The sequence below is a fragment of the Dermacoccus sp. NHGro5 genome, assembly GCF_017565385.1.
Lineage (GTDB): Bacteria > Actinomycetota > Actinomycetes > Actinomycetales > Dermatophilaceae > Dermacoccus > Dermacoccus nishinomiyaensis.
Window position 1 is genome coordinate 51,009 of record NZ_JAGEKQ010000024.1, and the last position, 12,890, is coordinate 63,898.

Annotated in this window: 9 protein-coding genes; 6 read left to right on the top strand and 3 right to left on the bottom strand. The window is 69.6% G+C overall.

Features of this window, described 5'->3' with window-relative positions; genetic code table 11:
• Positions 1-117: 117 nt before the first annotated feature.
• The 3 genes from J4Z35_RS10720 to J4Z35_RS10730 all read right to left on the bottom strand — a co-directional run bounded on the left by J4Z35_RS10720 (position 118) and on the right by J4Z35_RS10730 (position 3,914).
• A complete protein-coding gene (locus J4Z35_RS10720) occupies positions 118-1,335 on the bottom strand; it encodes a glycosyltransferase 87 family protein (protein ID WP_160126160.1) in 1,218 nt (405 codons plus the stop codon).
• 281 nt (positions 1,336-1,616) lie between these two features.
• The gene (locus tag J4Z35_RS10725; protein ID WP_131940193.1) at positions 1,617-2,348 is read right to left on the bottom strand and encodes a putative glycolipid-binding domain-containing protein; all 732 of its coding nucleotides are present in this window, start codon (positions 2,346-2,348) and stop codon (positions 1,617-1,619) included.
• Between the two features lie 114 nt (positions 2,349-2,462).
• Complete coding sequence (locus J4Z35_RS10730) at positions 2,463-3,914, bottom strand: CCA tRNA nucleotidyltransferase (protein ID WP_040014499.1); 1,452 nt, start codon at positions 3,912-3,914, stop codon at positions 2,463-2,465.
• 529 nt (positions 3,915-4,443) lie between these two features.
• Here J4Z35_RS10730 and J4Z35_RS10735 point away from each other — a divergent pair.
• The 6 genes from J4Z35_RS10735 (at position 4,444) to sigM (ending at position 12,851) form a co-directional block, all read left to right on the top strand.
• Positions 4,444-4,974, top strand: coding sequence for a hypothetical protein (locus J4Z35_RS10735; RefSeq protein WP_038566238.1), 531 nt, complete (start codon positions 4,444-4,446; stop codon positions 4,972-4,974).
• 205 nt (positions 4,975-5,179) lie between these two features.
• Complete coding sequence (locus tag J4Z35_RS10740) at positions 5,180-5,659, top strand: NUDIX hydrolase (protein ID WP_006944822.1); 480 nt, start codon at positions 5,180-5,182, stop codon at positions 5,657-5,659.
• Positions 5,660-5,663: 4 nt separating this feature from the next.
• Positions 5,664-8,078: a DUF6049 family protein gene (locus tag J4Z35_RS10745; protein ID WP_131940196.1), complete on the top strand. Its 2,415-nt coding sequence runs from the start codon at positions 5,664-5,666 to the stop codon at positions 8,076-8,078.
• A gap of 3 nt (positions 8,079-8,081) precedes the next feature.
• Positions 8,082-10,190, top strand: a complete 2,109-nt coding sequence (gene murJ / locus J4Z35_RS10750; protein ID WP_115296767.1) for a murein biosynthesis integral membrane protein MurJ — start codon at positions 8,082-8,084, stop codon at positions 10,188-10,190.
• 178 nt (positions 10,191-10,368) lie between these two features.
• Positions 10,369-12,318, top strand: a complete 1,950-nt coding sequence (locus J4Z35_RS14865; RefSeq protein ID WP_006944774.1) for a protein kinase family protein — start codon at positions 10,369-10,371, stop codon at positions 12,316-12,318.
• Positions 12,315-12,851, top strand: coding sequence for an RNA polymerase sigma factor SigM (gene sigM / locus J4Z35_RS10760; RefSeq protein WP_235006046.1), 537 nt, complete (start codon positions 12,315-12,317; stop codon positions 12,849-12,851). Before J4Z35_RS14865 ends, sigM begins: the two co-directional genes overlap by 4 nt.
• Positions 12,852-12,890 lie beyond the last annotated feature (39 nt).

Here is a 12,890-nt window from a genome sequence, read left to right on the forward strand (position 1 = left end):
CGCGGGTCGGCGGGGTGCCTGTGTCGGCGGTGGGGCGTGGGTGCCCGGTGGGCCAGGGCGCTGTCAGGATGGCGGGTAAGTCACGCGTCGGCAGGTAACTGCGCGCCTACCTGTGAGTTACTCGCCACCTCGTGGTGCGGGTGAAGCGACGTTGCGCCCGCGTCGGCCCGCACGGGCGTCGAGAAGTGCCCAGGCGATCCACAGCGCGCCGGCGACGACGTACGTGTTGCCCAAGACCTTCTGGACGAGGCTCCACGACAACTCGGCGTCCTCGTAGTGAGGTGGCCACCACGTCGAGCGCGAGACGAAGACGAGCAGCCACACCATGAGGAGCGCACCCGTGGCGACGGCCCAGCCGGGCGCACGCTCGGCGGCACCGATGCCCCGCGCGTCGCCATGGTCTACGTCATCGGCCGCATGCTCGCCATTGCCCCCGCGCGCACCCCGGAGCTGACGGACGAGCGCCGCCACGAGCACGAGAGCGGCCGGCCACGCCCAGACCCAGTGATGGCTCCACGAGATCGGCGACATCGCGAGCATCCCGAACGACGCGGCGATCACCGACTCGAGTTCATGACCGCGACGGTGGAGGTAGGAAGCCGCGACGAGCGCCGCCAGACCCGCGAGCGCCTGCGCCACGAGGACGACGGCGTGCGGCAGAGGCCCACCGGCCCACCGCGGCAGCACCCCGGTGAGGGCCTGGTTACCGGCGAAGAAGGCCGAACCCACGCGCGACGGATCGCGCACCGCATCCGTCCAGAAGACCGCCGCGCCATGCGGATTGAACATGAACCCCACCGCGACGGTGGCGGCGAACGTCGCGCACACCGTCGCCGCAGCCCGGAACTGCCGCGTGAACACCAGATAGGCGACGAAGAACAGCGGCGTCAGCTTCAACCCCGCAGCCAGACCGACCATGACACCGCGCGCACGATGACGGCCCGTCAGATCGAGCAGACACAACGCCAGCACGATGAGGTTGACCTGCCCGAACGAGAACGTCGCCCACACCGGCTCGAATGCGATCGCCAGCACGGCCAGGACGAAGAACCAGTGCGCTGCGATCGGCAACGGCTGTCGGACCAGCGTGCGGCGCGTGACGAGGAGCAGTGCCGCGAACGAGAGCATCGCGATGAACGCGGCGCCGAACGCGAAGGGCAGATGCCCGAAAGGAGCCATGGCCATCGCCGCGAAAGGCGGGTACGTGAAGGGAAGCCCCGCATCGTCGAGCTTCTGGTCGTAGAGATCCGACGAAAAAGCGTGGCCGGCGCCGAGGACGTAGACCCTCAGGTCGATGAACCATCCGTTCGAGACGGCGGCAGCCACAGCACCCACGACGGCGATGAGGCCAGCCGCGACCAGTCGCTCGGTGCGCAGCAGCGGATCAGCCGTGGACCGTCCCCTGCTCTCGACTCGAGCGAGATCCTGACGACCCAGATGCGTTGCGCGCGAACGTCCCCATGTCACCGGCCCATCCTCGCGCATGTGTGGCCGACTGCCGCACACCGCGAACGCGCGGCGCGCCACTTGAGCGACTCGGCCTCCGTCAGCTGCCGACGCGGGACCGCTGCATCAGCCCCCGGGTTTGCGCGGCGTCGACCCGACAGAGTCGGACGTCACTCTGTGACGACGCGCGCGGCGAGATCGGGGTAGGTGAGCACGAGGCCGTGATCGTCGACGGTGAGATCGACGCTGACGTCGCGCGTCGCCGAGCGGTAGTGCACGACCGAGAACACACGCGGGTCGAGCACCGTCATCGCCTCCGTCAGCGCCTGCGGCCCCGACGAGTACACCTGCGGCGACGGCATGACGGCGAGATCCGGAAGGCGCACCCACGCCGTCGTGATCGACCGTTCCCCGACGCCGGCAGCATCGACCCCGAGACGACGGATCGGCATCGTGTTCGTCACCGGGCAGCCGCCGAGGTCGACGTCGACGGCGTCGCTGAGGAGCAGTTCCATGCCGTCCTCCATACCGAGCGGGGCCAGCCAACCGGGCGCGTCGCCCGACCCGTCACCCTCCCAGCGCCACAGCGAGCGAGCTCCGTCGTCACGGCGCCAGATGTTGAGGTGGCGTTGCCACACCGGCTCCCGCCAGCCGCCCTCGTCCGCTGTTTCACGTGAAACGTCGTCGGTTTCCGGTGAAACAGGCGCGTAGCCCTCGGCGTCGAGCGTCACGAACTTCGTGCACCAGCGTGAATCCACGACGAGATCCCACTGCACGCGCCACGTCTCCGTCGACTGACGGCCGGTCGCGACGAACCCACCCTCGTCGGAGAAGTCGAGCGACGCCACGTCGAGGCGCGTCTCGTCGTCGAGGCCCTGCCACGCCACGTCCACTGCAGTCATGGCACCACCTTGTCAGGCACGCCAGCCGTGACGGCGGCAACACGCCCGCCGCAGTCCACGGCACCCGCGAGAACACGCATGACGCATAACAACACGAACAGCGCAATGCCCCCGTCAGCCCTGCGACTCCGGCTGCTGCGCCCACCATTCACGCAGCCGCTCGCTCGCGGCGTCCTTGCCGATGACGCCCTCATCGAGGCGCACCGCGAGCAGGTGCTTGTAGGCACGCCCGAGTACCGGCCCGGGCTTGATGCCGAGGACGGCCTGGATCTCGTTGCCGTCGAGCTCGGGCCGCACGGCGGCCAGCTCCTCTTCGGCCTGGAGGCGCTCGATGCGCGCCTCGAGGTCGTCGTAGGTCGCTTGCAGCCGGGCTGCTTTGCGCTTGTTGCGCGTCGTCGAATCCGCTCGCGTCAGCAGGTGCAGGCGCGGCAGCAACGGCCCTGCGTCCGTGACGTAGCGGCGCACGGCCGAGTCGGTCCACTCACCGTTGCCGTAGCCGTGGAAACGCAGGTGCAGCTCTACGAGACGGGAGACCTGCTTGATCGTCTCCTTGTCGAAACGCAGCGCGCGCAACCGCTTGCGCGTCATCTTCGCGCCGACGAGTTCATGATGGTGGAAGCTCACGCCGCCACCCGGCTCGAAACGTCGCGTGTCGGGCTTGCCGATGTCGTGCAGCAGAGCCGCGAGGCGCAGCACGAGATCCGGCCCCTCGACCTCGGTCGGCGCCTCGACCCCCGGCACCTCGCGCGGTCCCTCGAGCGCCATCGCCTGCTCGAGCACGATGAGTGAGTGCTCGTACACGTCCTTGTGACGGTGGTGCTCGTCGATCTCGAGCGCGAGCGCCGGAAGTTCGGGCAGCACGTGTTCGGCGATGCCCGACTCGACGAGCAGTTCGAGCCCCCGGCGCGGCGTCGGTGACATGAGGAGCTTGACCAGTTCGTCCCGCACGCGCTCGGCCGAGATCATCTCGATCGACGCGGCCATTTCGCGCATCGCCCTGAACGCTTCGGGCGCGACGTCGAACCCGAGCTGCGACGAGAAACGTGCCGCGCGCATCATGCGCAGTGGGTCGTCACCGAACGAGACCTCCGGGTCGGTCGGGGTGCGCAGCACACCTGCAGCCAGGTCGGCGAGACCGCCGTACGGGTCGACGAACGTCAGGTCGGGCAGGCGCAGCGCCATCGCGTTGACGGTGAAGTCGCGGCGGACGAGATCGTCGTCGAGCGAGTCACCGAACTCGACCACCGGCTTGCGCGTCTCACGGTCGTAGGCGTCAGCGCGGTAGGTCGTGATCTCGACCTGGACGCCACCCTTGCGCACCCCGATCGTGCCGAACGCGCGGCCCAGATCCCACGTCGCGTCGGCCCATCCGGCGACTATGCGCTCGGTGTCATCGGGGCGGGCGGACGTCGTGAAGTCCAGATCCGGCGAGGTGCGGGAGAGGAAGGCGTCGCGCACCGGCCCGCCGACGAGAGCGATCTCGTGCCCGGCCCCGGCGAACAGCTCACCGAGCTGCCGCAGCAGCGGCATGACCGGTTCGAGATGCGCGATCGCTGTCCCGAGCATCCTCGCCCCCGACGCCGGAGGCGCCGCGGTCGTGCCCGTCCGGGCGTCCTGCTGGGTGGAGGTGGAGGTGTGCGTCACTGGTCAAGGGTATCCAGTCGCCCACCTCGGGCCGCACCCCCGTTGCGCTGCCGCGTGATGGCTGCCGCCACGCCTGAGTGGTGGCCGTCGCCTCGCGTCCAGCGCCTCTTCGCAACGGGCTTCATCAAATGGAGTCGTTGCGATGAACAATGCGGGCGATCGTCGCCCCCCGTCGCCATGTTCCACGTAAAACATCGCTTCGTCCTCGCTCGACGTCGGTCACATCCACGCCAGCATCGAATCGACGGTCCCCACATGAGCACCTCAGCAGACGTGCCGCCGTTCCTACCCGCTCGGCGCATCCGCGCGGTCGCTGCCGCCTACGGTGCGGTCTCGGGGCGGTGGCCGGCCTCGCGCTGACCCCGATGAACGGTGCGCAGCACCTCATCTGGCACGGGCCCAGAGCCCCGTACGATCTGCCGCCACCATCCTGCTCAGCGGTGTCATCATCGTGCCGCTGCGGCGCAAGGATGACCACCTCGACACCCTCGACTCCCTCATCACCGACTCCGAGGATCCCGTCGCCGTGCGCTGGCGGCGCACGCTTCACCTGTGCGCCCTCGGTGTCGCGGCCGTCGCCGGCTTCCTCGGCTGCGTCGTCATCCATCAGGCCACCAGCGGTGAGCACGTCGCCCTCGGTCTGCCGACCGTCGGCGGCGGTCAGGAACAGATGCTGTGGGCCTTCGTTCCCGCAGCCGCGGGCGCTGCGATCGCCGCGCTCTTCAACGCCGGACAGCCGCTGCTGGGCAGATGGCTCGATGCGGTGCCGGCACCGTCATGGGTGCAGGCCATGCTCGCCACGATGGCCGTCGCCCTCCTCGCGGCCTTCCTCCCGCAGGCCCGATTCTCCGGACACGAGCAGATGCCGGAGATCGCCGCCTTCATTCACGACGGCGCATGGGTGACGCTCGCGGCGCTGGCCTGCGCAAGCCCCTCGCCGCGCTGCTGTTGTGCGCCCTCGGCGCCGGCACCGGCGCCCTGATCCCGCTCATGGTCGCGACGCTCGTCGGCGCCGTCATCGCTCGTCTGTTGCCGGAGCGCGAGCAACACTGACGGGGCACCCCCAGGCCGCCCACGAACGGCCGCGACGGACGTCAAGACCGGGCGCCGGCGAGTTTTCCGCATCATGCCGGGGCCTGCGGGCGAGCGCGGGCGCAAACGCCGAACCCTCTCGTTAAGGTATGAGAATGACCGTCTCCTCGCACCGCGTGCACCGGGCTGCGCGCCTTGCGACGCTCGAGGAGATCTCTGCGGGCGGCGTCGTCGTCGACGTTCGCGACCACCAGGCCTACCTCGCTCTCATCGCGCGCCACAATCGCGCCGGACGCGTCGAGTGGTGCCTGCCGAAGGGCCACATCGAAGCCGGTGAGACGCTCGTCCAGACCGCGGAACGCGAGGTGGAGGAGGAGACCGGCATCAAGGGCCGGGCCCTCGTGACGCTCGGCGTCATCGACTACTGGTTCTCCGTGCCGGGCTACCGCATCCACAAGATGGTGCACCACTACCTGCTCGAAGCCGTCGGAGGCGAGATCAGCATCGAGAAGGACCCGGACCACGAAGCCATCGACGCGCAGTGGTTCCGCCTCGACCGCGCCCACGAACACCTGACCTTCCCCAACGAACGCCGCATCGCCGCGACGGCGTGGGCCCGCCTGACCGGTCACTGAGTCGATGACGAGACGAGCCCACCTCGCCGCGTTCTCGGGCCTGCTCGCCACCTGCCTGGCAAGCGGCCCGCCATGCCTGACGAGCACTGCCGCAGCTTCGACGGTGGCGAACGTGTCGTCCGTGGCCGGCATGTCGGCCCATGCCGCGAGCGCCTCGCGCGTCGCGACGAAGAGTTCGGCGCAGAGCGGTCCGATCGCTGTGTCGCTGACAGGCTCGACACCCCCCACCCTGAAGAGCGGCGACTCGCTCTCGCTCAGCGTGCAGGTGCGCAACACGGGCTCGACGCCGCTGACGAACGCAACCACCCGCATCAGCGTCGCCAAGCGTGCGCTCGACACGTTGGAGGTGCAGTCACGCTGGAGCGCCGGCGAGGTCGCGATGACCAACCCCGCCACGGCGACGACGAACGTCGGGACGCTTGCACCGGGCGCGAGCACGAACGTCACCGTGACGATCCCGGCGAACCAGCTCGACGTCAGCTTCACGATGGCGACGATGCCGCTGCAGGTCGATGTCACCGGAGGCGGCTCCACCGCGACGATCCGCAGCTTCGTGACGACGCAGGCCGATTCGACGAAGTTCACGCCGATGTCGACGTCCGTCGTCATTCCCATCACGCTTCCGGCCGACCCGAAGCTGTTCACCGCGAGCGGTCGCGAGCGCTTCGACGCGTGGAACAAGGCCATCGGGCCGGGCTCGGACATCCAGCGTCTCCTCGCCTCGAACCCGGGTGCCCCCGTCACGTGGATGATCGACCCGGCGGTGCTCGATCCCGCTGCGGCACAGGACGGTTCGCTCCCGACGGAGGCTGCCGCGGACCGGGCGACGACGTCGACGCCCAGTTCGTCGAGCTCCGCGTCGGCCTCGCCCGGTGACACGGGTTCCGCCGGCAGCACGCCGTCCTCGTCCTCCGCGTCGTCGACGGCGAGCGCCGGTAGTGCCTCGCCCAGCAACACCGCACCGAGCGGGGCATCGACCTCGTCGACCTCGTCGAGGGACGCGTCCTCGTCGTCAAGCAGTTCCTCTTCGAGCACCTCGTCCTCGCAGGATCCTGCTCCGGCGACGACCGTCGAGGCACTCGCGGCCGACCTCGTCGCGACGTTGAAGGAGCGTCCGAGCGGTCAGCAGGTCGTGTTCACGCCCTACGGCGACCCCGACCTGTCGTCTTTGACGGCGGACGATCGGCCCCCGGGCAGCGACGCCGTGCTGCGGCGCGCACTCGCCCGTCCACTGTCGCCGGCGTTGAAGGAACTGTCGACGACGGTGGTCGCCGCGCCGGCTGCGCCGCTCAGCGTGTCGGCGACGAACCGGTTGTCGCAGGTGTGGTCGTCGGTGCTCGGCGGCAAGCCCCTCATCATCACGCCCAACGTCACGCTCGACGGCTCCGACTTCGTCTCGGCCTCATCGGCGGCGCGGCGCAGCACGTCCGGCATCCCGATGATCGGGTACACGAGCGCCCTCAGCGCGCCGCTGAGCTCGGACGGCGCCGACAGCGACGTCGAGGCCGGGTTGCGCGAACAGGCCGCGGGTCTCGCTCTCTACCAACAGTTTCCGTCGGCCGACCGCAGCCTCATGGTCATGGGCGATCGCCTCGGCACGACGTCGCCGTCGCGTCTGGCGCAGGTGCTGTCGGCCATCGACACGGCGCCGTGGATGACGACGAGCGCCCTCGACGTCTCGAGCAGCCGCTCGGCGGGCACCGTGGCCAAGCTGTCGACCGAGGCACCTGCCTCGGACGGCGTCTGGCCCCGGCCCAGCACGCAGGCCTTCGATGCGCGCGACCTGCAACGCGCATCGCGCACCCTCGCGTCGCTGACGCAGGTGGCGGGCGCGGTCGTCGACGGTGACGACATCGTGCCGGCGTGGAGCCGCAATCTCGATCAGCTGACGAGCACCCGCTGGCGCGGCACCTCGCCGGACGTCGACGAGCTCGTCCAGCATGCCTCCGCCGCCGTGTCGACGATCCCCGAGCACGTCAGCGTCGTCCCGGCGCGCATCAACTTCTTCTCCGACTCGGGCACGATCAGCGTGACGGTGAAGAACGACCTGGCGCGCGACGTCAAGGACGTCAGCCTGACGCTCACGCCACGCACGTACGCGGTGCAGTTCCGCTCGCAACCGGAGCCCGTGACGATCAAGGCGAAGGGCCAGACGACGGTGCGCGTCCCCCTCGCCGCGCAGGCTGCGAGCCTCGTCGACGTCGACGCGAGCCTGACGGCCGCGAACGGCGTCGCGCTCGGCCCGGACACGTCTGACACGTCCCCGTTGCGCATCAACGCGCGCCCGACGGGTACGTGGATCTTCTGGGTGCTCGGTATCGTGGCGTTGCTCGTCTTCTGCTACGGCCTCGTGCGCGGCAGGAAGGCGGGAACCCGCCGACGCGATGAGCTCGCGCGGGACATCCAGCTGGAGGAGTAGCCGATGTCGAACGCCGAACCTGATCCGTCGCGCCCGAACGGCGCGGCGTCCGGATCGCTCGGCGCGATGTACGAGACGGCGGTACGGCACACCATCGCGATGCCGAACGTCGCGGGTACGAGCATCGGTTCGGCCTACGAGTCGTGGTTCGAGGCCGACCAGGAGGCGCAGTGGTTGCGCAACCTCGAGTCCACGCGCAGCCACGCGAGCAGCGACCACACGCAGGTCATCGACCTCGGCGAGGTTGACGCCTACCGCGAGCGCCGCGAGGCCGAGGACGCCTGGAACCTCGAGGCTGACGACGCCTTGGCCGTCTCCGGCAGACCCGGAGCCCAGCGAGGCTCGGGCGCCTCTCGTGTTTCACGTGAAACACGAGAGGCGCGGACGGCCGCCATCCCGACGACGGGGGCCGCAGGCCCGGCGACCGACGCCGTCGAGACGCCCGCCGACGGCCCCCAGACCGCAGCGGCGAAGTCCTCGGGAACAGGCGGGGTTCTGCGCAACAGCGCCATCATGGCGGCCGGCACGCTCGTCTCACGCATGCTGGGCCTGCTCCGTTCCGTGCTGACGGTCTGGGCCCTCGGCTCGACGACGGGCATCGCCAACACGTGGGCGACGGCCAACAGCCTGCCCAACATCATCTACCTGCTCCTGGCCGGCGGTGTCATCAATGCTGTTCTCGTCCCGCAGATCACGCGCGCGCTCGAGCACTCCGACGGCGGCAAGGCCTACACGGACCGCATCGTCACGCTCACGCTGACGATCCTGCTCGGCGTCACCGTCATCGGCATGGCCCTCGCCCCGTGGGTCTACCAGATCTACGACCACAAGAACGTCACGGGCGACAAGCTCCACGTCGCCACGGCGTTCACGCTCATCTGCCTTCCGCAGATCTTCTTCTACGGCGTCTACACGATCCTCGGTCAGGTGCTCAACGCGCGCGGACGCTTCGGGGCGTTCATGTGGAGCCCCGCGCTGGCGAACGTCGTCATCATCCTGGGGCTCGTCTGGTTCATCGCGGCGTACCCGCACGGTCAGAACGGGGTTCCGCCGTACTCGGGGTGGACCACGGAGATGATCCTCGTCCTCGCGTTGCCCGCGACGCTCGCGATCGTCGCTCAGGCCCTGGTGCTCGTCCCCGTGCTCAAGCGTGCGGGGTACTCGTTCACCCCGAACTTCAAGTTCCGCGGCGTGGGTCTGCGCAGCGCTTCGACAATGGCCGGCTGGGCGTTCGCGGCCGTCATCGTCCAGCAGCTGGGCCTCATCGTCACGTCCCGGCTGCTCAACTCCCAGCCTGACGGTGAACCCGGAAAGGGAGCGCAGGATCAGGCGTTCCTGCTGTTCACCCTCCCGCACTCCCTCATCACCGTCAGCCTGGTCACCGCGCTGTTCACGCGGATGTCCATCGCCGCCGGCCGCAACGAGACGGACAAGGTGAAGGACGACATGACGACAGGTATCCGCCTGTCGGGCCTTGCGTCGGTCATGCTGACGTTCGGCTGCTTCGCGCTCGTCTTCCCGCTCGTGTCGGCCATGTTCGGCGCGGATCCGGACACCCGGTGGGCCATCGGCTCGATGGCCATCGCCATGCTCGTCGGCCTCGTGCCCTACTCGCTGTGCCTCGTCATTCAGCGCGTCTTCTACGCCTACAACGACGCGAAGACCCCGTTCTGGATGCAGATCATCTGCACGGGGATCGCCGTCGGACTGACCGTGCCCTGGTTCTTCCTGCAGGACACGACCATCCTCGGTCACCCCGGCGCCCACTGGGTCGGCGTCGGCGTCGGTCTCGCGCAGACGATCTCCAACGTCGTCCAGGCCGCGGTGGGTTTCGTCCTGCTGAGGCGCCGCTTCGGCGCCGTCGACCTGTCGGAGACGGTGCGCACATACGTCCGTCTGGCGATCGCCGCGATCATCGCCACCGGCGTCACGTTGCTCGTCAGTTTCCTCATCCACCAGGTCGCGCCCGTCACGCGTGTCGAGAGCCTCGTCGAACTGCTCATCATCGGCCCGCTGTTCCTCGCCGTGTACTTCCTCGTCGCGAGCCGCCTGCGCGTGCAGGAGATCAACAGCCTGCTCGGCCCGATCACCCGTCGTCTGCGTCGAGGCTGACGTCCCCTCGCGGTCGTGACGCGTCATCGTCACGGCCGCTCGGGGCGATGCCTCCAGACCTCGCCGCGCCGAAGGGACGCCGTACCGCGTGGTTGCCCGGCGGGCTGCTTAGGATGAACCGAGCCCGGCGTCTCAGCGACGCGCGGGCCGTGGTTCATCGACGCGACGAGGAGTGCGAGTGCAGGGCATCACGAAGGGCACGGTGCTGGGCAACCGGTACGAGCTGACGTCCGAGATCTCGGACGCCCCCGGTCTCGCACGCTGGATCGCGCGTGACGAGAAACTCGGGCGTGACGTCGCCATCACCGTCGTCGGGTCGCGTTCGGCGCACGCCGACGCGGCGCTCGACAGTGCCCGCCGCGCCGCGGGCGTCGAGGACCCGCGCCTCGTGCGCGTGCTCGACGCGGGGCGCGACGACGAGTTCGCGTACATCGTCGAGGAGCCGCACACGGGCGCCTACAGCCTCGCCGACCTCGCACGCTTCGAGCCGATGCATCCCGAGGAGGCGCGTCGCATCGTCGGTGAGACGGCGAGCGCCCTCGAGGCCGCGCGCCAGCGCGGCCTGCACCACCTCATCCTGACGCCGCGTCACGTCCTACGCCTCGCCGACGGTTCCATCGCCGTCACCCAGGTCGCCGTCGGTGGCTCTCTCGCCGGGCGTGACGACGTCTCCAGCTCCGAGGCGACCGCCATCGACACGCGTGCGCTCGTGGATCTGCTCTACACGGCCTTGACGGGCACGTGGCCGGGCGACCCGAAGGACATCGAGGGCCTCAAGGGCATCGAACTCGCGCAGCGTCGCGCCGACGGGCAGATCGCGACACCCGCCGAGATCGTCGACGGGGTGCCGAGTGATCTCGACGCGATGTGCCGCCAGGTCCTCAACAGCGGTGACGGCCCGCGCACGCCGGGCGAGGTCGCGCGTCAGCTCGCGCCGTGGTCGGCGCAGATCATCACGGCTCCGGGCCGTGGGCGACGCAGCGTCGAAACCGACGACGACACAGCGGACGAGCCCGAGTCGACGTTCGTCGTTCGCCGGGCCGACGTGCGCGCGGGTTCCGGCGACGGTGCAGGCAAGCGCTCGGCCGTCGGAGCCGTCGGTGCTGCGGCCCTCGCAGCGGCAGGTTCGAGCAAGGGTGGCTCGGACAAGAGCGCCTCCGGCAAGGCCGGTGCGACGAGCAGCGGCGTGAGCACCGTCAAGAAGAGCGGCACCAAGAACGGTTCGTCCTCCACCGACGACGTGCGCGGCGACGACGCCACCGACCCCGGCGCGAAGCCCGCGGTGGCTCTTCCGCGCAAGCCCGCCCCGCGTCGTGTCAACGAACCCGACCCCGCCGACGCGACGATGGTGGGCCGCCCCGTCGCATTCGACGCGGACGAGACCACGCAGTTCAACCTCGACGACGAGGACGCCGCGTACGCCCGCACCTCCTACGACCCGTCGTTCGAGGAGCTCGAGCCCCCGGTACCGGGGTTCAACGGCGGCACCGACGACCCTGACCCGGCGAGCAGCAAGCTCGCCCTCGTCCTCGTCGGCCTCATCGTGCTCGGTGCGCTCGTGCTCGCCATCTTCGGGCTCCAGGGCATCACCGGCAGCTCTGACAAGCCGGACGCCGCCGCGAAGCCCAGCACGACCGCCTCGTCGCCGAAGGGTTCGAGTGCGCCGTCCTCTGCCTCGAGCGCTGCCCCGGCAGGCACCCCCGTCCAAGCCGCCGCAGCCACGCTCGTGAACGCGCAAGGAGCGCGCCAATCCGGTTCGCTGGCCGCGGCCAACGCCATCGACGGCAACCCCGACACGGTGTGGATGAGCCTGCGCTACCGTCGCGCCTCCTGGGGCGGCGACCCCGACATGGGTGGCGTCAGCATCGACCTGGGTTCGCAGACAGCCGTCAAGACCATCAAGGTGACGCCCGGCAAGCGCACGCCGCTGACCGCCGACGTCTACGTCAGCGACACCCCCGGCAAGACGGGCACGAAGGTCGGCTCGATGTCGAGCGCGACGAGTGAGCAGACGATCTCGACGAACGCGTCGGGGCGCTATGTCACTGTCTTCATCCCGAATCAGACGAAGCCCGCCGGCCAGTCGTACTACGAGTCGTCGATCGCCGAGGTCACGGTCTCGAAGTGAACGGATCAGTGCTTCGGGACAGCACCGACGAAGAACTCGTCCAGGCTCATCGTGAGGGTGACCCGGACGCGTTCGGCGTGCTGTTCGAGCGCTACAAGGACAGGATGTGGGCGGTCGCCCTGCGCACGACCCGCGACCCGGAGCTCGCCGCGGACGCCGTGCAGGAGGGTTTCCTCGCCGCGTTCAGACGCCTCGAGTCGTTCCGCGGTGATGCGAAGTTCTCGACATGGCTGCACCGCGTCGTCGTCAACTCCGCACTCGACCGGCTGCGCCGACTGAAGCCGACGCAGGAGTGGCCCGAGTACGACATCGCCGACACGCGGGACGCGCATGCGCAGACCGACGTCCGCCTCGACGTCCGTCAGGCCCTTGCGCAGCTGCCCGAGGGGCAGCGCCTGTGCCTCGTCCTCGTCGACATGGAGGGTCTCAGCGTCGCCGAGGCCGCGACGCACCTCGGCATCGCCGAGGGCACCGTGAAGTCGCGGTGTGCGCGGGGGCGCACTGCCCTCGCGGGCATGCTCGCGGATCGATGACGCCGAGGCGTCATCCCGAAGACGTGGCTCACGTCACGG

What these genes read in the sequence shown, in the direction of transcription:
- J4Z35_RS10745 (WP_131940196.1), top strand. Translation starts at nt 5,664, where the DNA reads ATGACGAGACGAGCCCACCTCGCCGCGTTCTCGGGCCTGCTCGCCACC.
- J4Z35_RS10740 (WP_006944822.1), top strand. Translation starts at nt 5,180, where the DNA reads ATGACCGTCTCCTCGCACCGCGTGCACCGGGCTGCGCGCCTTGCGACG.
- J4Z35_RS10725 (WP_131940193.1), bottom strand. Translation starts at nt 2,348, where the DNA reads ATGACTGCAGTGGACGTGGCGTGGCAGGGCCTCGACGACGAGACGCGC.
- murJ (WP_115296767.1), top strand. Translation starts at nt 8,082, where the DNA reads ATGTCGAACGCCGAACCTGATCCGTCGCGCCCGAACGGCGCGGCGTCC.
- J4Z35_RS10730 (WP_040014499.1), bottom strand. Translation starts at nt 3,914, where the DNA reads ATGCTCGGGACAGCGATCGCGCATCTCGAACCGGTCATGCCGCTGCTG.